The 21,947-nt window shown below is 56.9% G+C and carries 18 protein-coding genes; 6 read left to right on the forward strand and 12 right to left on the reverse strand.

Annotation, left to right across the window (positions count from 1 at the left end):
• Positions 1 to 7: 7 nt before the first annotated feature.
• From VHE58_00700 to VHE58_00710, 3 genes are read left to right on the forward strand one after another with little or no spacing between them, the layout of a single operon-like run.
• Positions 8 to 1,669, forward strand: a complete 1,662-nt coding sequence (locus tag VHE58_00700; GenBank protein HVS25825.1) for a formylmethanofuran dehydrogenase subunit A — start codon at positions 8 to 10, stop codon at positions 1,667 to 1,669.
• Between the two features lies 1 nt (position 1,670).
• Entirely contained in the window at positions 1,671 to 2,555 is an 885-nt protein-coding gene (gene fhcD / locus VHE58_00705; GenBank protein ID HVS25826.1) for a formylmethanofuran--tetrahydromethanopterin N-formyltransferase, read from the forward strand.
• A gap of 48 nt (positions 2,556 to 2,603) precedes the next feature.
• Positions 2,604 to 3,416, forward strand: coding sequence for a formylmethanofuran dehydrogenase subunit C (locus tag VHE58_00710; protein ID HVS25827.1), 813 nt, complete (start codon positions 2,604 to 2,606; stop codon positions 3,414 to 3,416).
• A 155-nt stretch (positions 3,417 to 3,571) separates the two neighbouring features.
• Here VHE58_00710 and VHE58_00715 read toward each other — a convergent pair whose 3' ends face one another.
• On the reverse strand, positions 3,572 to 4,099 hold the full coding sequence (locus tag VHE58_00715; GenBank protein HVS25828.1) for a hypothetical protein: 528 nt from the start codon (positions 4,097 to 4,099) through the stop codon (positions 3,572 to 3,574).
• A gap of 506 nt (positions 4,100 to 4,605) precedes the next feature.
• On the reverse strand, positions 4,606 to 5,586 hold the full coding sequence (locus VHE58_00720) for a hypothetical protein (protein HVS25829.1): 981 nt from the start codon (positions 5,584 to 5,586) through the stop codon (positions 4,606 to 4,608).
• A 260-nt stretch (positions 5,587 to 5,846) separates the two neighbouring features.
• On the opposite strand from VHE58_00720, the gene VHE58_00725 reads away from it, so the two are divergent.
• On the forward strand, positions 5,847 to 6,374 hold the full coding sequence (locus VHE58_00725) for a hypothetical protein (GenBank protein ID HVS25830.1): 528 nt from the start codon (positions 5,847 to 5,849) through the stop codon (positions 6,372 to 6,374).
• Positions 6,375 to 6,817: 443 nt separating this feature from the next.
• Here the strand turns inward: VHE58_00725 and VHE58_00730 are convergent, their stop codons facing one another.
• The gene (locus VHE58_00730) at positions 6,818 to 7,186 is read right to left on the reverse strand and encodes a hypothetical protein (protein ID HVS25831.1); all 369 of its coding nucleotides are present in this window, start codon (positions 7,184 to 7,186) and stop codon (positions 6,818 to 6,820) included.
• Positions 7,187 to 8,551: 1,365 nt separating this feature from the next.
• Between VHE58_00730 and VHE58_00735 the strand changes: the two genes are divergently transcribed.
• A complete protein-coding gene (locus tag VHE58_00735) occupies positions 8,552 to 10,438 on the forward strand; it encodes an MFS transporter (protein HVS25832.1) in 1,887 nt (628 codons plus the stop codon).
• A gap of 96 nt (positions 10,439 to 10,534) precedes the next feature.
• Here VHE58_00735 and VHE58_00740 read toward each other — a convergent pair whose 3' ends face one another.
• The 9 genes from VHE58_00740 to VHE58_00780 all read right to left on the reverse strand — a co-directional run bounded on the left by VHE58_00740 (position 10,535) and on the right by VHE58_00780 (position 20,427).
• A complete protein-coding gene (locus VHE58_00740; protein HVS25833.1) occupies positions 10,535 to 11,149 on the reverse strand; it encodes an EAL domain-containing protein in 615 nt (204 codons plus the stop codon).
• Positions 11,128 to 13,464 carry a diguanylate cyclase gene (locus VHE58_00745; protein HVS25834.1) on the reverse strand — a complete coding sequence of 779 codons (2,337 nt, stop codon included), beginning with the start codon at positions 13,462 to 13,464 and terminating at the stop codon, positions 11,128 to 11,130. Before VHE58_00745 ends, VHE58_00740 begins: the two co-directional genes overlap by 22 nt.
• 307 nt (positions 13,465 to 13,771) lie before the next feature.
• Complete coding sequence (locus tag VHE58_00750) at positions 13,772 to 14,245, reverse strand: cytochrome c (GenBank protein HVS25835.1); 474 nt, start codon at positions 14,243 to 14,245, stop codon at positions 13,772 to 13,774.
• Between the two features lie 13 nt (positions 14,246 to 14,258).
• Positions 14,259 to 15,452 carry an RtcB family protein gene (locus VHE58_00755; GenBank protein ID HVS25836.1) on the reverse strand — a complete coding sequence of 398 codons (1,194 nt, stop codon included), beginning with the start codon at positions 15,450 to 15,452 and terminating at the stop codon, positions 14,259 to 14,261.
• Positions 15,453 to 15,459: 7 nt separating this feature from the next.
• Positions 15,460 to 16,035, reverse strand: coding sequence for an HNH endonuclease (locus VHE58_00760; GenBank protein HVS25837.1), 576 nt, complete (start codon positions 16,033 to 16,035; stop codon positions 15,460 to 15,462).
• 279 nt (positions 16,036 to 16,314) lie between these two features.
• Positions 16,315 to 16,608: a cell division protein FtsB gene (gene ftsB / locus VHE58_00765; GenBank protein ID HVS25838.1), complete on the reverse strand. Its 294-nt coding sequence runs from the start codon at positions 16,606 to 16,608 to the stop codon at positions 16,315 to 16,317.
• Positions 16,605 to 17,891, reverse strand: a complete 1,287-nt coding sequence (eno, locus tag VHE58_00770; GenBank protein ID HVS25839.1) for a phosphopyruvate hydratase — start codon at positions 17,889 to 17,891, stop codon at positions 16,605 to 16,607. Before eno ends, ftsB begins: the two co-directional genes overlap by 4 nt.
• A complete protein-coding gene (gene kdsA, locus VHE58_00775) occupies positions 17,891 to 18,763 on the reverse strand; it encodes a 3-deoxy-8-phosphooctulonate synthase (protein ID HVS25840.1) in 873 nt (290 codons plus the stop codon). The genes eno and kdsA overlap by 1 nt, the downstream gene beginning before the upstream one ends.
• On the reverse strand, positions 18,760 to 20,427 hold the full coding sequence (locus VHE58_00780; GenBank protein ID HVS25841.1) for a CTP synthase: 1,668 nt from the start codon (positions 20,425 to 20,427) through the stop codon (positions 18,760 to 18,762). Before VHE58_00780 ends, kdsA begins: the two co-directional genes overlap by 4 nt.
• A gap of 136 nt (positions 20,428 to 20,563) precedes the next feature.
• Here VHE58_00780 and VHE58_00785 point away from each other — a divergent pair, with 136 nt between their 5' ends.
• Entirely contained in the window at positions 20,564 to 21,601 is a 1,038-nt protein-coding gene (locus VHE58_00785) for a folate-binding protein (protein HVS25842.1), read from the forward strand.
• Positions 21,602 to 21,947: the final 346 nt, after the last annotated feature.

Consider the following 21,947-nt stretch of genomic DNA (forward strand, 5'->3'; position numbering starts at 1 on the left):
AGCCATCGTGCTGCACATCGCTAACGGTCGCGTGTATGACCCTGCGAATGGCGTCGACGGCGAAGTTCGCGACGTCTACGTCGCCAACGGCAAGATCGTGAGCGACGTCCCGCCGGCGGCAAGGCGGATCGATGCCAAGGGGCTGGTGATCATGCCGGGCGGAGTGGACATGCATTGCCACATCGCCGGTCCCAAGGTCAACCTCGCGCGCAAGCTGCAGCCGGAGGACCACCGGTACGATGTGCACCCGCGCACGGCGTTCACCCGCTCCGGCGTCGGCGGCACTGTTCCGTCCACCTTCGCCACCGGTTACCGCTATGCCCTGCTCGGTTACACCACAGCCATGGAGGCGGCAGTGCCTCCCATCGGCGCGCGCCACACGCTGGAGGAATTCCACGACACGCCCGTCATCGACAAGGGCTTCTACATACTGATGGGCAACAACGTGCTGCTCTACAAGCTGCTGGAACAGGGGCGGCGCGAGGAATTCCGCAACGCGCTCGCGTGGTGGCTCGCGGCAACCAAGGCGTACACCGCCAAGCTCGTCAATCCCGGGGGCGATGAGGCTTGGAAGGGCCGGCGCAATGCCAATATCACCAGCCTGGACGAGAAGATCGAGTCCTTCGAGCTGACCCCGCGACGGGTGATCGGGGCGCTCATCGAGGCGGTAGACGAGCTGGGATTACCGCACCCGGCGCACATTCACTGCAACAACCTCGGGCATTCCGGCAACTACGCCACTACCCTGGAGACCATGCGCATTGCCGAGGGGCATCGCGCTCACATCGCGCATATCCAATTCCACAGCTACGGCGAGGTGCCCGGCAAGTCCAGCCACAACCCGACTTCGCGGGCGAAGGAGATCGCGGAATACGTCAACACGCACCCGAACATCAGCGCCGACGTGGGCCAGGTGATGTTCGGCAAGGCGACGATCATGACGGCGGACGCGCCGCTCGCCTACATGCTTTCGCGCTATGCCGGTGGCAAATGGGTGAATGCCGACACCGAGCACGAATCCAGCTGCGGCATCCTTCCCTTCGCCTACCAGGACCGGGTGTATACCCATGCCCTGCAATGGGCGATCGGGCTCGAATTGTTCCTGCTCTCGAAAGATCCCTGGCGAATGGTGTTCTCCACCGACCATCCCAACGGCGGCTCGTTCATGACCTATCCGCGGCTCATCCGCCTGCTGATGGATCGGGAATTCCGTAAGGAGGAGATGCGCAAGATCAATCCGAGGGCGTTGCGGCAGACGGCGCTCGCCGATGGCCTGGACCGCGAGTACACGCTCCAGGAGATCGCTATCATCACCCGCGCAGGCCCGGCCCGGCTGCTGGGCCTGGCGAACAAGGGGCATCTCGGGCCGGGGGCGGACGCCGACATCACGATCTACGACGAGCACGAGGACAAGGAGCGCATGTTCGGGGCGCCGCGCTACGTCATCAAGGACGGGCAGGTGGTCGTCGAGGACCACGAGTTCCGGGCGGAACACCAGGGGCGAATACTACATGTGTCTCCCGATTACGATCCGCAAATTGTGGAGGTGATCCGCCCGTTCTTCGACGATTACTATTCGATCCGCTTCAACAACTATGCGGTGGACGACAGCTACCTCGGCAAGCACGAGGTCATCCCGACCGCCGCGCAGCGCGCTCAAGCGACCTGACATGCTGATCGACGGCGTCACCATCGACGATACCTTCGCGGAAGCGTTCACGATGTGGGGCGCACGGGTGCTTATCACCGCCGAGAACGAGAAATGGGCGCTCGCGGCGGCGCGCGCCATGACCGGCTTCGCGACGTCGGTGATCGGATGCAAATGCGAGGCCGGCATCGAGCGCACGGTGCCGGCCGCCGAGACTCTCGATAGGCGGCCGGGAATAGCGGTGCTTCTCTTCGCGACCAGCGCGGACGGCCTGGGCAAGCGGCTCGTCGAGCGCGTCGGGCAATGCGTCATGACGTGCCCGACCACTGCCTGCTATAACGCGCTGCGCGGCGAGAACACAGTGGTCGTCGGCGGATCGCTCCGCTATTTTGGTGACGGCTTCCAGGCAAGCAAGCTTCTGAACGGGCGCCGCTTCTGGCGCGTGCCGGTCATGGACGGGGAGTTTGTGGTCGAGGACCGCTTCGGCGTTCAACCCGCCGTGGGTGGCGGCAACCTGCTCCTTCTGGGCGAGGACGTGGCGCCGACACTCGCCGCGGCAGAGGCCGCGGTCGACGCCATGCGGCAGGTTCCCGGAGTGATCCTGCCGTTTCCCGACGGCGTCGTGCGCAGCGGCAGCAAAGTGGGCTCGCGTTACAAGTCGGTCATCGCGTCCACCAACGACGCTTACTGCCCGACGCTGCGCGCCGTCTCCGAAGGTTCCCAGATTCCCGCGGACGTCTCCTGCGTGCTCGAGATCGTGATCGACGGTCTCGACCTTGAAGCGGTCGAAGAAGCCATGCGGCGTGGGCTTGCCGCGGCGCCGCGTCCGGGGCTTCGTCGGATCTCGGCCGGCAACTATGGGGGCAACCTGGGACAGTACAAGATCGAGTTGCGCAGCTTGCTATAGGGCGCAGATGAAATCCGTTAGCATGCGCCAGCCACGCAAGGTTATGACATGAGCCTCACGCTTACCCTGCACACCCAACCCAATGTTCCTCTCGAGGCGGAGACGCTTATCCCGCAGCGGTTCGAAGGAATGACTGCCACGCAGGTCGCCGCTGCCAAGGTCCTTTACGGCAACCAGCAGGCCGCACTCGGGGATTTCTTCCGAATCGACGGCCGACCCGACGGCGAGTTGCGCATCGTCGGCGATGTTTTTCGGGTAAAGATGATTGGCGCCGGCATGACGCACGGCCGGATCGTTATCGAGGGCAACGCCGGTATGCATCTCGGTGCCGCCATGAGCGGCGGCGAAATATTGGTCGAGGGCAACGCCACAGATTGGGTGGGTGCGGGGATGTCGGGCGGGCGGATCGTGGTGAAGGGCAACGCCGGTCATCTGGTGGGTAGCGCCTTGCGCGGCGAAGACGTTGGCACTCGCGGTGGGGAGATCATCATCCATGGCAACGCCGGCAACGAGGTCGGCAGCGGAATGCGGCGCGGCCTCGTTGCGGTAGGTGGGAACAGTGGTGATTTCACTGGAGTCAACATGCTGGCCGGCACTGTAGTCGTCCTCGGTCGGCTCGGATGGCGGACCGGCGCCGGCATGAAGCGCGGAACGGTCGCCTCGTGCCAGCCGGCGGAACTGCTACCCACCTTCGGCTACGCCTGCACCTACCGTCCGGTGGCGTTGCGACTGGTGCTCGGTTACCTGCGCGAACGAGGGCTTGCCATCACCGACGAGCAGCTCGCCGGGCGCTACCGCCGCTGGAGCGGGGACGGGGTCGAGACAAGCCGCGGGGAAGTATTGCTTCTGGAGGAAGGCTGATCGGCGCGCGTTAGCGCGTCCGCTGCAATGAAATGTTAGCCAACGCGAACGGGGTTCGATGCATTCGCGCCTACGACAGTGTTCCACGGCCGCACGCGCCACCGCGTTACGAGCCCATGTTTGACATACGGATCGGCTGCGTTGTTAAACGCCGTTCAGTGTTTGTGCTTCTGCAAATCATCGCCTTCCTGGGGATTCATGTACTCCCAATAGCGATCCGCGTTCCATTCAAGCATTTCGTTCGACAGCCCGTACTTAGCCAATAAGGCGTCGATGAGCTTGTTTACGACGATGTCACGCTTTTTGACGGCCCACTTCAGTTCGACCAGTTCCTTTTCGATCTCAATACGACCTTTCGGGGCGGCAAGGCGCATTACGTTCTTGGTGAGGAAGCCGTGAATTATCTCGTTTCGTTTTTCGACGCCGATGCCCAAATATTCGTCCAGCTTGGGAGGGACTTCAATCTGCTCACTGAGGCGATGGAGCAATTGACCAAGTGTTTTCTTTGAATGGAAGTCCCAAGAGGCCGATAACGCCCCTTCTTCCGGTATCTTTTCGTGCGCCATCAGGGAGAGCAAAAAGCAGAGACTGGATTCGAAGCATTGGCAGATGTAGACGGCCTTCGCAAATTCGAGGAGGACCGGCTTGGTCAGTTCGATCACAACTGATTCGGAGGTCGCCATCTGCAGAATTCGGCGTTCTAACTTCTTATTATCCAGCACCACTGCTGGATAACATCGCCGTATTGGGATAATTCTTCTCGCCTGTTCGCATAACAAAGGCGCGTGTTGGGATAACATATCCATGCAAGATAAAAAGGCATTGTCATATTTCGGTTGTTCGGTTGTGTTTAATGCCTATCTTCCACCCGTTTTTCGTAAGCTTCAAGCGTGGTTCGCCAATGTCCGCTTTTGGCCGGTTGCCGCCATCTCCGAAACCCAGGTGTGTATGAGAATACGCGGCGGGAGCGCCATCACGCGAGAGGCACGGCCAATTCCCAGAAGTGCCCAGTTTTGCCCTGGTTGGGGACCCAATCCAAACGTAGCAAAAACGTAGCACGCTTGGCGAGCGTTGGCGAGTGTTGGCGAGTGTTGGCGAGTGAGGGCGGGCCCAACTTAGGTTAAAAATAGCTACTTATAGCGCCTGTTAATCCGCAGGTCGTAGGTTCGAGCCCTACTCGGGGAGCCATCTAAATGCAAAAACCGGATACCGCTGCTATTGAATAATCATTAATCGATTCAGATAGCACCCAATTAGTGATCCAAAGAACTAAAAACCTGGTGAGCTTGATCTTAAGCGCATGCACAATGCTATGTGCGACGTCGTCCTGGACTGCAAAAATGTCCGTCAAATCGCGATCGTAGCGCTCAGCCCAGAGTGAACGCTCCGACTTCGTGTCGACAAGGTTTGCGGTTATACGGACCTGATCGCCCTGGCGGCGGACGCTGCCTTCGACGAGGTACCGCACTCTCAGCGCCGCAGCAATCTCGGCGAGTGGCTTGTTCGTTGCCTTGTAGGCAAAGCTAGAGTGGCGTGAGATGACAAAGAGACCGGAGAGCTTCGAGAGGTCTGTAATGATGTCATCGGTAATGCCGTCCGCGAAGTATTCGTGCTTGGGATCGGCGCTTATGTTGACGAAGGGCATCACTGCGAGCGATGGTTGGTCCTCGGTTGAGCGCAAGAGCGCCGAAGCTGGACGGGCCATCTGCTCGCGGCCCTGAACTATCGTCTCCCCGGGCGCCGCTGCAGACACGCTCGCTTGTCGGAAAGCGATCTTGGGCGTATAGGATCCCTTCGGCACGTCGATCTCAATCAGGTCCTCGCACCCCTCGCTGTCATAGTACTCGTGGAGCTTTGCGCGCATGCGGCTGGCCATGACGCGGACGACGGGGTCGACGGTGGGATCAAAAGTGGCAGGCCGTTCAAAGACCTCCACGGCGATGGTGTAACCCTTAAGGTAATTGGTACCACCGTCCAATGCCCTATCGACGATAAACTGCAGGAACCGGCACAGGCGTTTAGATTGCGCAAACTCGGGACTTGCGAGGATCCGATTAAGCTGAGTTCGGATCACCGCAGTCTGTGTCTCGGTCCAATTGACCGCCGGTTGGTCCATCTGTACCGCCTTGCCATTGCTTGCGCTGGATGCCACTCGTGCAAGCCCGTGCATCAAGGGTATGGGTTATGTGCCCGAGTTGACTGGTGAAAAGCTCCATCGCTGTTTATCTAAGAGTGGAGTCCACTTGGGTTCTGTTACTGTTACTTACTGTTAAATACTAGGACAAACCGCCCCCTTTAGCTAGACTTTCATATTTAGGTGTAAAAAAGCTTGAACGGGAAAGTCGATATGTGTCGCCCCTCGGCTGTCGCAGCCATCGGCTGACCCGAATAGCTACCCCAAAACACGTGTTATGAAAGAAGGAGACCGAAATGACCAGCAAATTTATCAAAATAGCCCTTTTCTCTGGGGCACTCATGGCCCTTGCGCCCGGGGTCGTCCTAGCAGACCCGATACCAAAGAAGGGGACCACGCCCTACGTGACGCACTTCATTTTTCGGCCTTTGATGAGCATTGACATTCCCGGCCTCGGTACGGCCACCGCGCTGGAGGCGGTCGGAACCACCGAAAACATGAAGGGAGAGAAGATGCTCGACAAGATGTCAGCACAGTGCGCAGCGCTGAGCGTTGCGTCGGGCGACAAGAAATACATTGACGGTGCCTGCGTGTTGGTCGATAGCGACGGTGACAAGATTTTCTCGACCTTTGATACTCGCGACGTCGACAAGTCGCAGCCGAAAAGGAATTGTGGCACCCATATCATCACGGGCGGCACCGGCAAATACGCGGGAATCACTGGGAGTGAGCCATTTGCTTGTATCGCAATGCCTCCACTGGCTGGTCCCGGCGGCTATACTGCGATGGACATTCCGCACAACACAACCTGGGAGATTAAGTGAGCCTGTCGCTAACGCTCAGCGCTGCGCATCGTGCTGACACAAAACTAAGGAATAAGCGCTGCAGTTACTCAGCCGCTTGAAAGAAGTAATCCGGCTTTGACAAGGGCACCTACAAACATTGGGGTGCCCGGTTTTTTTCCCGACCATCGCTGCAGAGGTTTTCATGAAAATCACCCCCGCACACTATCCGTGTTTTCCATGAACCTGTTCTGTGGCTCCCCAACCAGGGCAAATCTGGGCACTGGCAGGAGCGGCTAAGACTTCCCTAACGTACCAGCTCAACGGGCGTCGCTTGCACGCGGGCGCGTACGAATTTGCTCGTGCGCCCCAGTGAAGCGATTCGTTAAATTAGCTGCACCGTCAATACCCAAGAGTGCCCAGATTTGCCCTGGTTGGGGAGCCACAACTCTGGACTGCACTCAACGGCAACTCTCGGTAACTGGCTAACGACCGCTGCCTCGCCCCATCGTCCTGCGGCCCCGATTTCTAGAAGGATTTTGTGGCCCGTTTTGCCACGACACTTGCCGCTGCCCAAGGCGCGCGCTCTTGGGGATTGAGCCTTGGCTCATGATGCCGGCCAATTTCTTCACTCTCTTGATCTCGATCATCACGGCTTCAATGTTCGCTGGATGTTGAGTGCTTGAGCCGTGTAGCTGTAATGCTTCCTTCTCACGGTCAAGGAGTTCGTGCAACTTGCGAAGCGCCGCGCTACACGCCGCCGCGAGACCGGCCTCCTTTACCATTTCCTGTCGCTGCATTTCGATGTTGGCGATGATGTCGGTCACTTCGTCGGTTGCCATTCCCGTGCCCATTGCTATCCCTCCTTTTGGAATATCTTAGGCCATTATACTCGCCGCATATGGGGCCGCTGTGAAGTAGACGGGATCGAGAAACACCGGAAGTAGTCCCTCATTAAACCACCTCACCTTGTAGGTTGGGGGCGAGGCAGCTGAGCCGCCCCGGTTGGAGCAACTTTTTCACCAAGCTATGACCCACTGCAATGTTTTGTAGGCTCGGCGGAAAGAAGCGTTTCAGACCACCCTATGGTGGGTCACGCAAGTTAAAAATCGCGGGTCAAAACGCCGTGAAATTAACACATCACCCCCTAACGTGATAATTTCAGCAATGGTTTCAAACGGGATATTAAGAATCTGCACACCCTCATTTTTCTATTTGACTTTCATCACCAAGGGTGTAGCTTGTTTACGTAAGTTCATGAAATTGGGCCGAGACGGGGTATTACAATACCCGGGCCCTAGGTGATGTTGTTTTGCTCTGGGGTTCTGACCCGGATATCGATCCAGCCGACGCTTCTTCAGTGCTTCGGCCTCTTCCCTCTCCTCGTCCCTGTCTCAAGTCCAAGACAAGATTTCTCTTGTAGTAATCTGAGGCAAGAACATGGCTGGTGCATTCAAAATCTGGTGGTTAAGGCGGGAGTTGGCGTCAGCCGTTCGCGTCTTCAATGAGCGCCTTGATTATTTCGATTGCGATTATCAGTTAGCGGTTTATATGTGTCCCCCTCTGCCGGAAATGAAATCTCGGTGTGAGGCGATGCACGCTCAACTCCGCAAGATTGATCCCAAGTGCCCTGAAAAACTATGGCAAGACAGAAATCGGAGCAATTAAAGTGTTAATGCCCCGACAATTTAAGAATGAGGAACAGGGCGAACCAAGAGTCGCTATACTTAAGATCATTACCAGCAACCAGGCGCCCTCATGTTGACCCCAAACGTTAAAACAGCACTTTACAAACTGAGCATTTCGCAAGCGCAGTATTACTGTCGAAAGCCGGAGTGCGTTCAGGTCAAAAACATGGAGGGATACGCCAAAATACTGGAGAATGCCAGCATTGAGGTTATCGAGGTCCATGCAACCTGGTTAGAGGCAAAAACGACCCAAGGCGCGGTATGGACTGCACTAAGCGGACTCAGCTGGTGAGACTAATTCGGAGTTTGTCAGAATATAAGGGTTATTGCTGCCCTTAGTCTAGCAAGCATCATTCGGCATTACCCTACCTCTCCTCTGTCGTAATTGCCTCTTCTAGCTTCTGAAGCATAAAATCGCAGAAGTCGAGGGGCCACCGTATCATGTGCATGTGAGCGAAGCACCGGCTCTCCTGGAAGACGGCCGCCCGCGAAATTGTCAATCGCAGAAGACCTCTGCAGAAAACTATATACATGAGTCAGCCCAACCAATTCCAACTGCTCAAACAAAAACGCTTCCTGCCATTTTTCCTAACTCAGTTCCTGGGCGCGTTTAACGATAATGTCTTCAAAAACGCCTTGGTCATCTTGGTAACGTTCCACGCAGCAAGTCTAAGTACCTTAAATGAAAACACACTCCCCAATCTGGCTCAAGGGCTTTTCATCTTGCCGTTCTTCCTGTTTTCCGCGATCGCCGGACAGCTGGCAGACAAATATGAAAAATCAAATCTCATCCGCCTGATAAAGCTCGCGGAGATTTGCATCATGATGCTGGGTGCAATAGGTCTTTACTGGCGCAATCTCACTTTGTTAATGACCGCCCTATTTTTTTTGGGTCTTCACTCTACCGTCTTCGGACCTGTGAAGTACGCGATTATTCCCCAGCATTTAAAACAAGAGGAAATCATAGGGGGCAATGGCCTTGTGGAAATGGGAACCTTCCTCGCCATTTTGCTGGGCACGTTGCTAGGAGGCTTTCTGATTGCCCGAGAATCTACAGTAACCATATCAGCCACCATACTATCGTTAGCAGCCTTGGGTTATCTGGCAAGCCGCTGGATACCCTTTTCCCCTGCGCCCGCGCCAAAGCTGGAGATCAACTGGAATCTGCTCTCCGAAACCTGGCGGATCCTGCAATTTATGCGGGGGAACCGCACGGTATTCCTGTCGGTACTCGGCATCTCATGGTTCTGGTTTCTCGGTGCGGTCTATCTGACTCAATTTCCCGGCTACACAAAGAACATACTGTTTGGCACTGAGGAAGTCGTGACCTTGTTACTCGCTACATTCTCCGTCGGAATAGGCGCGGGCTCGCTGCTGTGCGAGAGGCTCTCAGGACGGAGGGTTGAAATTGGATTAGTCCCGTTTGGTTCGATCGGGCTTACGCTTTTCGGAATCGATTTCTACTTCGCAAGCGCGGCCTTGCCCGCCCATGCGCCGGTGGGAGTATTGAATTTTATACGTGAACCCATGCACTGGCGCATCCTCACAGACCTAAGCCTGATTGGCATATTCGGCGGCTTCTACATCGTCCCCCTATACACGCTTATCCAAACCCGCTCGGAAGCCAGTCATCGCTCTCGCATCATCGCAGGCAACAATATTTTGAATGCGCTCTTTGTAGTGTTTGCGGCGGGGATTTCGATTGCACTGCTTAACTCTGGGCTTACCATTCCGCAACTGCTGCTGGCTACCGCCTTCTTTAATGCAGTTGTCGGAATTTACATCTATACCCTGGTTCCTGAATTCTTGATGCGATTCCTGATCTGGCTGCTAGTACACACGGTTTACCGCCTGGAAAAATCAGGACTCGAACATATTCCTGAGTCGGGACCGGCAATTCTGATATGCAACCACGTAAGTTACGTAGACGCGCTAGTGATTGCCGCCGCCTGTCCACGCCCGATACGTTTTGTAATGGATTATCAGATTTTTAAAATTCCTGTGCTCGACTTTATATTCCGTACCGGCCGTGCAATCCCAATTGCGCCCGCTCGCGAGAATCCTAGCGCACTCCAGTTGGCCTATGATGAGATTGCCCATGCACTGATTGAAGGGGATCTGATTGGTATTTTTCCTGAAGGTAAGATCACCAATGACGGCCAGCTAAACCCATTCAAACTCGGGGTAACGCGCATCGTTGAACGCACTCCGGTACCCATTGTGCCGCTCGCATTACGCGGTCTCTGGGGAAGCTTCTTTTCCCGGCACGAAGGCCCGGCGATGACACGATGGGTACGCATTGCACGGCGCATATTTTCCCGTATCAGTCTGGTAGCTGCGCCGCCCGTGCTACCACATGAGGTCACCCTGGAGAGATTACACAATACTGTGCTGCAACTGCGAGGGAACTGGCTTTAGACTGGGTATTTTGTAAAAAAGAATTCTCACGGCGATCTCGGCGAGCGCTGGCGAGTGAGGGCGGGCTAAAGTTGACGTTAAAAAAACCAATTTGTATCAGACGGCGCCTGCCCGACGCCGTGTTTGCAATAACCGGACAAACTCTTCCGCTGGTACCGGCTTGCTGAAATAATAACCCTGATACTCATCGCAGTGGAATTTTGACAGGAAGGCAAGTTGTTCCTTGGTTTCCACTCCTTCCGCAACCACTTCGAGCCCGAGACTTTTTGCCATGGCAATTACGGCTTTGACTATGCTGGCATCGTCGGCGTCGGAGATGAGGTCGCGCACGAACGACTGGTCGATCTTGAGTCTGTGCACCGGAAAGCGCTGGAGATAAGCCAAACTCGAGTAACCGGTGCCGAAATCGTCAACCGAAAGCTGCACGCCGAGCTGATGGAGCTGCTGCAGTATGGCAATGGCTTTGTCGGCATGATGCATAATCACGCCCTCGGTGATTTCGAGCTCCAGAAAACGGGGGGCGAGGCCGGTCTTGTCCAGCACCTCGGCTATCATTTCCACCAGGTTTTTTTGCCGCAACTGGCGTGGCGAAAGATTGACCGACATCAGCAACGGCGGGATTCCTTGATCCTGCCACGCCTTGTTTTGGGCGCAGGCGGTTTTCAATACCCATTCGCCGATGGGAATGATCAACCCGGTTTTCTCCGCCAACGGGATAAACCGGGCTGGCGGAACGAGACCAGCTCCTTGCTATTCCAGCGGATTAATGCTTCCGTGCCGACGATTTCTCCGCTTTTTATCTCCACTTGGGGCTGGTAATGCAGCAGTAATTCCTGGCGGTCGATGGCATACCGCAGCAGGTTTTCCATGTCGAGACGTTCGGCGGCCTGGGCATTCATCTCATGGGCATAAAACTCGTGGGTATTGCGCCCTTCCTCTTTAGCGCGATACATGGCAATGTCGGCGGTTTGCAGTAACGCATCGATGTCTTCCGCATCGCGTGGATAGAGGGTAATTCCGATGCTGGCGGTAACGAAGATTTCCCGTCCTTGGATGACGATCGAATCGGCGAAAGCTTTTCGAATCTTTTCTGCCACCGTAGTTACCTGGTCTTCATGGGTAATGTTTTCCAGTATGATGGTAAACTCGTCGCCTCCCAGGCGGGCGATGGTATCCACGTCCCGCAGCGATTCTCTGAGAAGACCGGCGGTGGCTTGCAGTACCTCGTCCCCAATCGTATGTCCCAGCGTATCGTTTATTTCCTTGAAGCGGTCAAGATCGAGGAACATCAGCGCCAGCATTTTCCCATCGCGCTTGGCCCTCGCCATGGTGAGCGACAGCCGGTCGCGGAACAGGTTGCGGTTGGGCAGCCCGGTCAGCGAGTCGTACTGGGCGAGATAGGTCAGTTGTTCTTCGGCTTTCTTGCGCTCGGTGATGTCTTCTGAAATGCCGAGCAGGTATTGTGGATTTCCGTTTTCGTCGAGAATGGGCATTTTTTTAGTTTGCAGTATCTTTTTCGTGCCATCCTTGGTTTTTATCGGTTCTTCCACAATGAAAACATGCTTGCCGATTCGCAGGGTCTCCCGATCCTTGCCGGTAAAGAAGTCGGCCTGCTCCTTCGGAAAGAAGTCGTAGTCGCTCTTGCCCAGCAATTCTTTCTCCGAATAACCGGTCAGTTGCTCGCCGGCCTTGTTTAAACGCACAAATTTCAGATCCTTGGCATCCTTGACGAAAATCATGTTGGGAATATTGTCGACGATGGAACTGAGGAAGGTCTGAGTACTGCGGATTTCCTCTTCCGCCCGCTTGCGTCGGGTAATGTCGCGCATCACCACCTGCGCACCGGGTTTGCCCTTATATGTGAAAGGTGAAGCAGTTACTTCGACATCCACTGCCTTGCCGTCAAGCCTGAGCATTTTTTCTTCAAGTGGCGGCACCGTGCGGTTTTCTTCCCTGATTTGGCGCATACGCTCCACGACGGTTTCCAGGTAATCCGGGTGAACGATATCGAGAACCGGCTTGCCGATGAGTTCATCAGGAGTGGCTGCGCCCAGCAGTTTCACGCACGCGCTGTTGACAAAGGTAAACCGGCCTTCGCTCTGGATTAAAATTGCGTCAGGGGAGAGTTCCACCAACTGGCGGTAGCGTTCCTCGCTTTCCCGCAGAGCGTTTTCCACCTGCATGCGTTCCTGCATTTCCTGCTGCAGCAGCGCGTTGGCGCGGGAGAGTTCGGCGCTGCGCGTTTCCAAGACAACATTCGCCCGGCGCAGTGTTTCGGCAAGCTTCGCCGAGCGGTCGGCGAGCCTGGCGTCGAACACCGAAATCAGCAGGGTCGTCGTCAAGAACATGAAAGTAAATCCTCCGATGGCGCCGGCGAGCCAGACGTTATTGATGTCCTGCGGACTCACGGTGCAGATGCTGTTCGGTGCAATGATCGCGGCTGCCATGCCGGTATAGTGCATCCCGGAGATTGCGGCGCCCATGACGAGCGCGCTGCCGGCTTTCTTCCAGAACGCCGACAAGATCGTCTCCGAGCGCAGTTGAAAAGCGATCCACAAAGCGGCCAGTGAGGCCGCCATGGCGATCAGAATGGAGAGACTGAAGAGGAACGAGTCATAGCGTATCGGCGGCTTCATTTGCATCGCCGCCATCCCGGTATAGTGCATTGACGCGATGCCAATGCCCATGAGCAAGCCGGCGCCCAACAGCCGGCGCATGCTTAAGGTGCCATGGCTCACCGTAAACAGCGCGAATCCCGACACGATGACCGCAATCAGCAGCGACAGCAGCGTGATGGGGATGTCGTATGACATCGGTATCGGCAAACGAAAGGCCAGCATGCCGATAAAGTGCATCGACCAGATGCCGGTTCCCATGGACAGCGCGCCCCCGGCGAGCCAATACCGCGCTGTCTTGCTTCCCGTTGATGCGGCGATGCGCGAGGCCAGGTCAAGCGCCACGTAGGATGCGATGACCGCAACCACTATCGAAAGAATTACCAGCCAGGTGTTGTAAGTTCCGGCCATGCTTCGGTTCCCCTCATATGGCCGCTCTTGACCGGCCAGCGTGGCGAGTGCTTGTTACCCTATACTGCGATTCGGGGCAGTTTTGCTTGGTTACAGAAACACCCCCTCTCCTTTTCTGTTTATAGTAGCTCATTTTTTCAAATATTTTAGGAAAATGTTCCACGTAAATCAGTGCTATCCACAATTGCGGGATCCGCTCGCAGACGTGAACGGGCGGCTTGGCCTTGCCCCAGGTAACCTTACCTGCGTTTACTGCCCACAAAACCAACCCGCGGCAAAAGCGCGGGTTGATGATGCTTGTTGGGGATTAATTCTGGATCGGGTGAAGGTGCCCCGGTTTGATGGCCCCGTCTGAACGGCCCTTGAGATAGGCGTACAAGTTGTCAATGTTATCGGTGACGGTTTTCGAGTCCTTGTACGGCGGCATCGCCGTTCCTGGCCTGCCGTTCAGGACCGCTTCCTTGAATTGCTCCTTGGTGAGGCGCTGGAGCGCGTCAATGAGCGAAGGACCAACCAGCCCTTGCTGTTGCGCGCCATGGCAGCGTTCGCAGGCCATCGCGCGCCAGGATTTCCAGCCTTCCAGCGTTTTGGCATCAACTTTGTCGCCGTCCGTTACCGTATAAAGCGGTTCGTCTGTTTTGGCCGCTGCTCGCGTTGGTGCCGGTGCGGGAGCCGCCGTTTGCGTTTGAGTTTTGGGTGCGGTATCGCTTGACTGCTGGCAAGCAGCAAGACCGATGACCATTGCCGCAAGGAAAAAAACAATTTTGTTGATTCGTTTCATCAGACTTCTCCCATCATCCTTTGACGCACAAGACTTGCTTGAGAGTATGCACAACCTCGACCAGTTCGGATTGCGCGGCCATCACCGCATCAATATCCTTGTACGCGCCGGGAATTTCATCCAGCACCCCGCCGTCCTTGCGGCATTCCACGCCTTGCGTTTGCATCTCCAGATCGGCCCGCGAAAACCTGCGCTTGGCCTCGGCCCTCGACATGCGACGGCCGGCGCCGTGGCTGCAGGAGCAATAGGATTCCGGGTTGCCCTTGCCGCGCACGATGTAGGAGCGCGTGCCCATCGAGCCGGGAATGATGCCGAACTCGCCCGCGCGTGCCGACACCGCGCCTTTGCGCGTAATCCAGATTTTCCGGCCGTAATGCTCTTCGATACTGGCATAGTTGTGATGGCAGTTCACCGCCATTTCGCCGGTTGCAATGCGTTCGCCGAAAAAACGCTCGAGCGCGCACAAAATCTGCCGCAGCATCAGCTCGCGGTTGAGCGCCGCGTAATCCTGCGCCCAGGTGAGCGCTTCGGCGTAATCGGCAAATTCCTTCGTGCCTTCGTCAAGCCAAGCGAGATCGCGGTCGGCAAGTTGATGGTGCATGCGCGCGGCATACTGCTTGGCATCGGAAATCGCTACATCCGCAAGCGTCTTGCCGATATTGCGCGAGCCCGAATGCAGCATGACCCACAGGTTTTGCTGCTCGTCGAGGCACAACTCGATGAAATGATTGCCGCCGCCCAATGTGCCCATTTGGCACCAGATGCGTTTTTCATCGAGTCGCCTGACGCGGGACAAAATCCCAAGCCGCTCAAAGCGCCGATGAATTTCTTTTGGTCTTTGCTTGAGTAAGGCGCCCTTGCCTTCGATCTGCAGCGGCGCGCGGTGCGCATTGAAGCCGACTGGAACCGCGGCTTCAATCGCTGAGCGGATTTTTCCCAGGCTGTCTGGTAGATCGTTTGCCTGCAGACGCGTGCGTGTTGCCACCATGCCGCAGCCGATATCCACGCCGACTGCCGCGGGAATAATCGCGCCTTTGGTGGGGATCACGCTGCCGACGGTCGCGCCTTTGCCCAAATGCACATCGGGCATCACCGCGATGTGCCCGGCGAGCACCGGCAGCTTCGCCATGTTTTCAAGCTGGCGCAAGGCTTCCGCTTCGACAGGGACGCCATCGGTCCACATCCGGATTTGCGCCGCGTGTTGCATGACGGGACTACGCCCGGCCGACCCAGAGCCTGCTGTATTTTGGAACGTGGGCGAGAAGATAATCCATCTGGTCGGCGAGGATGTGGCGGTTCGCCAGAATCATGCCTTCATAGCGATTAGGCGCGTAAGGCACGTAAAACAACTTCATCCTCGCCTCTTCCGGCGTGCGATTGGACTTGACTTCGTTGCACATACGGCAGGCGGTGACCACATTGGTCCAGCGATCCGCGCCGCCGCGCGAAGTCGGTGTCACGTGGTCCTTGGTGAGTTCGTGCGCGTGGTACCGGCCGCCGCAATAGGCGCACATCTGCCGGTCGCGGCGGAACAACGTTTCGCGATTAAGCCACGGCTCGCATTCGAAATGTCCGGTGTGCATTTTGCCTTCGACCGCGATGATGGGACGCGGCGCGATTTCCGAACGCTTGCCGGTGAGCCGAGAAATGCCGCCGTGGTACACGCACACCGGATCGCCGATGGACCAGGTCACCAGTTCGCGCGCGTAATACAGCACCGCCTCCTGCGTGTCGATCCAGCGACGCGGAAGGCCGGCGACATCAAGCGTCAATACCAGCGGTGTGCTCATGTGTTTAATCCAGTTTAGCTCGTTGGGCAGCGCATAATGCCAAATAAACGCGCCTGCCCGCAGATTCGTCCATTGTATCTCCTGCGAAGGGTATTTTCCAATAATTTAGCGACTTAGTGATAAGACTAAATTATTAACTTAACTTATCCCGTTAGGCCAGCCAGGGAGCATGAAGAGCGATCAGCCCAGATAAGCGCAGCCGCCCCGCCTTAAGAAGGGAGACAAACAAACGAGCCCGTCGCAGAACTCGCAATGACCCGGCAGTGATTTGGTATTGTTCTACTTGCGGGATTTTTGCTGGGGCTCGTCCAGGATCTGGAAAAAGATTTCGTCCTGCTTGATCATGCCGAGTTCAGAGCGCGCACGTTCCTCGATGGCTTCAAAACCTTGCTTGAGATCGCGTACCTCGGCGTCCAGCGCGCCGTTGCGCGCCTGCAGTTTCTGATTGGTGGCCCGTTGCTCCTTGAGCTGCCGGTCGATTTCCCATACCCTGAGCCAGCTTCCCTTGCCGAGCCACAGCGGATATTGAGTCACGGCGATCAGGGCAATCAGGATCAGGGTGACGAATTTCATCTGCGCAGTTGGTAAAAGGCGCCGCGACCGGCATAGACCGCGCTGTCGCCGAGGTCCTCTTCAATCCGCAGCAACTGGTTGTACTTGGCGAGCCGGTCCGAGCGCGACAGCGAGCCGGTCTTGATTTGCATGGTGTTGGTCGCCACCGCGATGTCGGCAATCGTGGTGTCCTCGGTTTCGCCCGAACGGTGCGACACTACCGCGGTGTAGCCGGAGTGCTTGGCAAGCTCGATCGCCGCGAAAGTCTCGGTCAGCGTGCCAATCTGGTTGATTTTGATCAATATCGAATTGGCGATTCCCTGCTTGATGCCCTCGGCAATGATTTTGGTGTTGGTGACAAAAATATCGTCGCCGACCAGCTGTACCGAAGTGCCCAGCCGGCGGGTCAGCGTCCGCCAGCCGTCCCAGTCGGTTTCCGCCATGCCGTCCTCGATGCTGATGATGGGATATTTGTCGGTCCAGGCAGCGAGGTAATCGCTGAACTGCTTGGAGTTCAAGGTCAACTTTTCCGATTTCAACTGGTACTTGCCCTCATTGAAAAACTCGGAACTCGCGCAATCCAGGCCGATCGCCACATCCGCGCCCGGCTGATAGCCCGCTTTCTCGATAGCTTCGACGATCAGCTTGAGCGCCGCCTCGTTGTTTGGAAGACTTGGCGCAAAGCCGCCTTCGTCGCCCACGGTGGTCGGCATGCCTTTTTCATCCAAGAGTTTTTTCAGCGTATGGAACACTTCGGCGCCGTAGCGCAGCGCTTCGCGGAAGCTCTTCGCGCCGAGCGGAATCAGCATGAATTCCTGCAGATCGATGTTGTTGTTGGCGTGCACCCCTCCGTTAATCACGTTCATCTGCGGCACCGGCATCTGCATCTGCCCCGACCCGCCGAAATAGCGGTAAAGCGGCAGCCCCGCTTCCTCCGCCGCCGCCTTGGCCACCGCCACTGAAACCGCGAGTATCGCGTTTGCCCCCAGGCGGGACTTGTTTTCCGTGCCGTCAAGATCAATCAGCGTGCGGTCAATGAAGCTTTGCTCGGTGGCGTCCAGCCCGATGATGGCCTCGCAGATTTCGGTGTTGATGTGCTCGACCGCTTTCAGCACGCCTTTGCCGAAATAACGCTTCTTGTCGCCGTCGCGCAGTTCCATCGCTTCCTTGGTTCCGGTGGAAGCTCCCGATGGCACGGCGGCGCGCCCCAGCACGCCGGATTCCAGCAGCACGTCGGCTTCCACCGTGGGATTTCCGCGCGAATCGAGTATCTCTCTTGCTACCACATCGACAATGGCGCTCATTATTTGCTTGACCTCGTTGGTTTGATTGTTTTCTCGGTTAACGCCTGTTCGGCAAAGCCGCGGCGCTTCACCAACTCGTCCAGTGCTTTCAGCGTTTGCAGCAGTTCCCGCATGTATTTTAGCGGCCAGGCGTTGGGGCCGTCGGACAAGGCCTGGTCCGGATCCGGATGCGTTTCCATGAAAATCCCGGCAATGCCGCTTGCCACCGCCGCCCGAGCCAACACCGGAACGAATTCGCGTTGCCCGCCGCTTTTATTGCCCTGTCCGCCCGGCAATTGCACCGAATGCGTCGCATCGAACACCACCGGGCAGCCGGTCTCACGCATGATCATGAGCGAGCGCATGTCGGAAACCAGATTATTGTAACCAAACGACACGCCGCGCTCGCACACCATGATATTGTCCTTGCCGCTCGCCTCTCTGGCTTTGTCCACCACGTTCTTCATTTCGCCGGGGGAAAGGAATTGGCCTTTTTTAATATTGACCGGCTTGCCCGTTGCAGCCACGGCGTGGATGAAATCGGTTTGACGGCATAGAAACGCGGGGGTTTGCAGTACATCAACCACGGCAGCGACCTGCGCCACATCGGCAGCTTCATGGACATCGGTCAAAACCGGGACTTTGATCTGGTTTTTAACCTCATCCAGAATCTTAAGACCCTTATCTATCCCAATGCCTCTAAATGATTTTCCTGAGCTGCGATTGGCTTTGTCATAAGATGATTTGAAAATCAACGGCACGCCCGCTTCCCTGCAGATTTCCTTGAGCGCACCGGCGGTATCGAGAGCCATCTGCCGCGATTCAACAACACACGGGCCGGCTATCAAAAAGAGTGGTTTATCCAGACCGGCGTCGAAGCCGCAGAGCTTCATCGAGCCACGCTCAGCTGTTTGGCGCCTTCGCTCTCGGTAAACGCGCCGGAGTGATGCAATGCCGCCTCGATGAAGGCCGTGAACAAGGGGTGACCGGCACGGGGGGTGGACGTGAATTCGGGGTGGAACTGGCAGGCGACAAACCAAGGATGGTCGGGAAGCTCTATCATCTCGCACAGCTGCCCGGCCTTGGTGCGCGCCGCGACTTTCAGCCCCGCAGCTTCGAGCTTCGGCAGATAGAAATTGTTCACTTCATAGCGGTGGCGGTGCCGTTCGCTGACAATATTGCTATTGTAAATACGCTGCACCAGGGTGTCGGAAATGATATCCGCGGTCTGCGCGCCCAGGCGCATGGTGCCGCCGAGATCGGAATGGGCGTCGCGGCGCTCGACTTTTCCATCGTGATTTTGCCATTCCGTAACCAAGGCTATCACCGGCTGCGCCGTATCGGGCTCGAATTCGGTGCTGTTGGCCTGGGCGAGCCCCGCTTGGTGCCGCGCGTACTCGATGACCGCCAGTTGCATGCCAAGACAGATGCCCAGATAGGGAATTTTATTTTCCCGCGCGTAGCGAATCGCCTTGATCTTGCCTTCCACGCCGCGTTTGCCAAAGCCGCCGGGAACCAGCACGGCGTCCACTTTTTTCAGGCAATCGGTGCCTTCTTTCTCGATCGCTTCGGAATCCACATATTGGATTTTCACTTTGGAGCGGGTGTGGATACCGGCATGCACCAGGGCTTCGTTGAGTGACTTGTAGGAATCGGTGAGGTCCACGTATTTGCCGACCATGGCAATGGTGACTTCGTGCTGCGGATGTTCCAGCGCGTCAATCAGGCGTTTCCAGATCCTGAGGTCGGCCGGCTTGGCGAGGATTTGCAGCTTGTGGCAGACGATTTCATCCAGTATCTGCTGGTGCAGCATGTAAGGAATCTCGTAGATGGAATCCACGTCCCACACCGAAATCACCGCGTTGGGCGGCAGGTTGGTAAAGAGCGCGATTTTCTTGCGCTCGTCCTCGGGTATCGGCCGGTCGGAGCGGCATAGTAGCGCATCGGCCTGGATGCCGATTTCGCGCAGTTCTTTCACCGAATGCTGCGTCGGCTTGGTCTTCATCTCCCCCGCCGACTTGATGAAAGGCACCAGCGTCAAATGCAGGTAGCAGGTGTTGTCGCGCCCCAGCTCCAGCCCCATTTGGCGGATGGCCTCGAGGAACGGCAGCGACTCGATATCGCCCACCGTGCCGCCGACCTCAACAATGGCGACTTCCGCGCCCTGCGCGCCCTTGGCGATGAAGGATTTTATTTCGTCGGTGATGTGCGGAATCACCTGCACGGTGCGGCCCAGATATTCGCCGCGGCGCTCTTTTTTAATCACACTCTCGTAAATCTGGCCGGCGGTGAAATTGTTGCGCTTGCTCATCTTGGCGTTGACGAAGCGCTCGTAGTGGCCCAAATCGAGATCGGTTTCCGCGCCGTCCTCGGTCACGAACACCTCTCCGTGCTGGAACGGGCTCATGGTGCCGGGGTCAACGTTGATGTACGGGTCGAGCTTGAGGAGAGTGACTTTGATGCCGCGTGATTCGAGGATGGCTGCGAGGGAGGCGGCGGCGATCCCTTTACCCAGGGAGGAGACCACGCCGCCAGTTACAAAAATATACTTGGTCATGAAATGGCCAGTAACAGTAGCGAATATGATAACGCAAAAAGGGTCGCGTCACAATGAAAGAGAAAACTCCCCACAAGCGGCAGACCCGCTAGAATAACGGCTGCCAAATCCGAAAAAGCGGAAACCCTCTTCATCCATGCACGCCATATGGGAAACCCATCTGCGCAACACCGGCGCCAATCTGACCGATGACACAGCCCGTGATTTCGGCGACCTGCGCGCCGAGCTGCGCACCGCACGGGATGGCACAGTCCTATGCGACCTTTCGCAATACGGTCTGCTCCTGTTTGCGGGAGACGAGGCCCAGGCTTTTTTGCACGCCCAGCTTTCCAGCGACGTCAAAAAAATTCATCTTGCCGCCGCCCAATACAGCAGCTACTGTACGGCCAAGGGACGTATGCTGGCGAATTTTCTGCTCTGGCAATCCAATGAAGGTTTTTTTGCCCAGCTTCATGCCGGTTTGCTCGAATCCATTCAAAATCGTCTCACCAAATTCGTGCTGCGCTCCAAAGTGAAAATCAGCAACGTCAGCGACAGCCATGTCCGTCTGGGACTCGCCGGCGTTCAGGCCGAAGCATTGGTGAAAAAACACCTCGGCAGCCTGCCCCCAGCCAGGCTGAGCGTGGTTCGCGAGAAGGCGGCGACCTTGATTCGCCTGTCTCCCAATCGTTTCGAAATAATTGTCCCGCACCAGGGAGCGGCGAAACTGTGGGATGCCCTGCGTACCGAAGCAAAGTCGGCGGGCAGCGCCTGCTGGGACTGGCTCAACGTCCGCGATGGCGTTCCGGTGATTACCGCGGCAACCCAGGAGCAATTTGTGCCGCAAATGGCGAACCTGGAACTCCTCGGCGCGGTGAGTTTTAATAAGGGTTGCTATCCGGGGCAAGAAATTGTCGCGCGCATCCAGCACCTGGGTTTGCTCAAGCGGCGCATGTATTGGGCTCACGTGGACATTGAAGCTTCGCCGCAACCGGGCGACGAGCTTCTCAGCAAGGATATCGAAGGCCAGGCGAGCGGAATGATAGTGAACGCCGCAGCGGCGCCTGAAGGCGGTTATGATGTGCTGGCTGTCGTGCAAATCAGCAGTGCGCTAAGTGGCGAGGTACGCTGGAAATCCGTGGACGGCGCCGCTTTGAAATTGTTGCCCCTGCCCTATTTACCTAGGGACCTCTGATTAGGTCCTCCGCGAATTGCGTTGCAGGTAAAATGCGGATGGATGCAAGGCGCGCGACGAAGGTCGTAGCCGGGACTACGACACCGAGGAGCGCAACGACGCAGACACCGCATTTTACCGCAACCCGGACAGGACGGCTGCCGCGACACGGTAAGCGAAGCTGGGGGTGCGGGAGCGGCAGCATGAGCACCCCGTTTTACGGTGTTGCTTGCGGCAGCTTTGCGCCCCTGCCCGCACCACGTTGCGCGAGACCGAGTTCGGGGCGCCTTTCCGGGCGGACTGCTTTGTCGCTCGGCTTGCCAAGGGGAATGGCCATTGGCTGCGCCTCGCTTCGCGCATCCCATCC

This window comes from Burkholderiales bacterium (genome assembly GCA_035543335.1).
In the GTDB taxonomy this organism is placed as follows: Bacteria; Pseudomonadota; Gammaproteobacteria; order Burkholderiales; family JAHFRG01; genus JAHFRG01.

Bases quoted from the DNA above. Each gene is read 5' to 3' on its own strand.
- fhcD (HVS25826.1), top strand. From the start codon at position 1,671: ATGCTGATCGACGGCGTCACCATCGACGATACCTTCGCGGAAGCGTTC.
- VHE58_00710 (HVS25827.1), top strand. From the start codon at position 2,604: ATGAGCCTCACGCTTACCCTGCACACCCAACCCAATGTTCCTCTCGAG.
- VHE58_00715 (HVS25828.1), bottom strand. From the start codon at position 4,099: ATGGCGACCTCCGAATCAGTTGTGATCGAACTGACCAAGCCGGTCCTC.
- VHE58_00720 (HVS25829.1), bottom strand. From the start codon at position 5,586: ATGCACGGGCTTGCACGAGTGGCATCCAGCGCAAGCAATGGCAAGGCG.
- VHE58_00725 (HVS25830.1), top strand. From the start codon at position 5,847: ATGACCAGCAAATTTATCAAAATAGCCCTTTTCTCTGGGGCACTCATG.
- VHE58_00730 (HVS25831.1), bottom strand. From the start codon at position 7,186: ATGGGCACGGGAATGGCAACCGACGAAGTGACCGACATCATCGCCAAC.
- VHE58_00735 (HVS25832.1), top strand. From the start codon at position 8,552: ATGAGTCAGCCCAACCAATTCCAACTGCTCAAACAAAAACGCTTCCTG.
- VHE58_00745 (HVS25834.1), bottom strand. From the start codon at position 13,464: ATGGCCGGAACTTACAACACCTGGCTGGTAATTCTTTCGATAGTGGTT.
- VHE58_00750 (HVS25835.1), bottom strand. From the start codon at position 14,245: ATGAAACGAATCAACAAAATTGTTTTTTTCCTTGCGGCAATGGTCATC.
- VHE58_00755 (HVS25836.1), bottom strand. From the start codon at position 15,452: ATGCAACACGCGGCGCAAATCCGGATGTGGACCGATGGCGTCCCTGTC.
- VHE58_00760 (HVS25837.1), bottom strand. From the start codon at position 16,035: ATGAGCACACCGCTGGTATTGACGCTTGATGTCGCCGGCCTTCCGCGT.
- ftsB (HVS25838.1), bottom strand. From the start codon at position 16,608: ATGAAATTCGTCACCCTGATCCTGATTGCCCTGATCGCCGTGACTCAA.
- eno (HVS25839.1), bottom strand. From the start codon at position 17,891: ATGAGCGCCATTGTCGATGTGGTAGCAAGAGAGATACTCGATTCGCGC.
- kdsA (HVS25840.1), bottom strand. From the start codon at position 18,763: ATGAAGCTCTGCGGCTTCGACGCCGGTCTGGATAAACCACTCTTTTTG.
- VHE58_00780 (HVS25841.1), bottom strand. From the start codon at position 20,427: ATGACCAAGTATATTTTTGTAACTGGCGGCGTGGTCTCCTCCCTGGGT.
- VHE58_00785 (HVS25842.1), top strand. From the start codon at position 20,564: ATGCACGCCATATGGGAAACCCATCTGCGCAACACCGGCGCCAATCTG.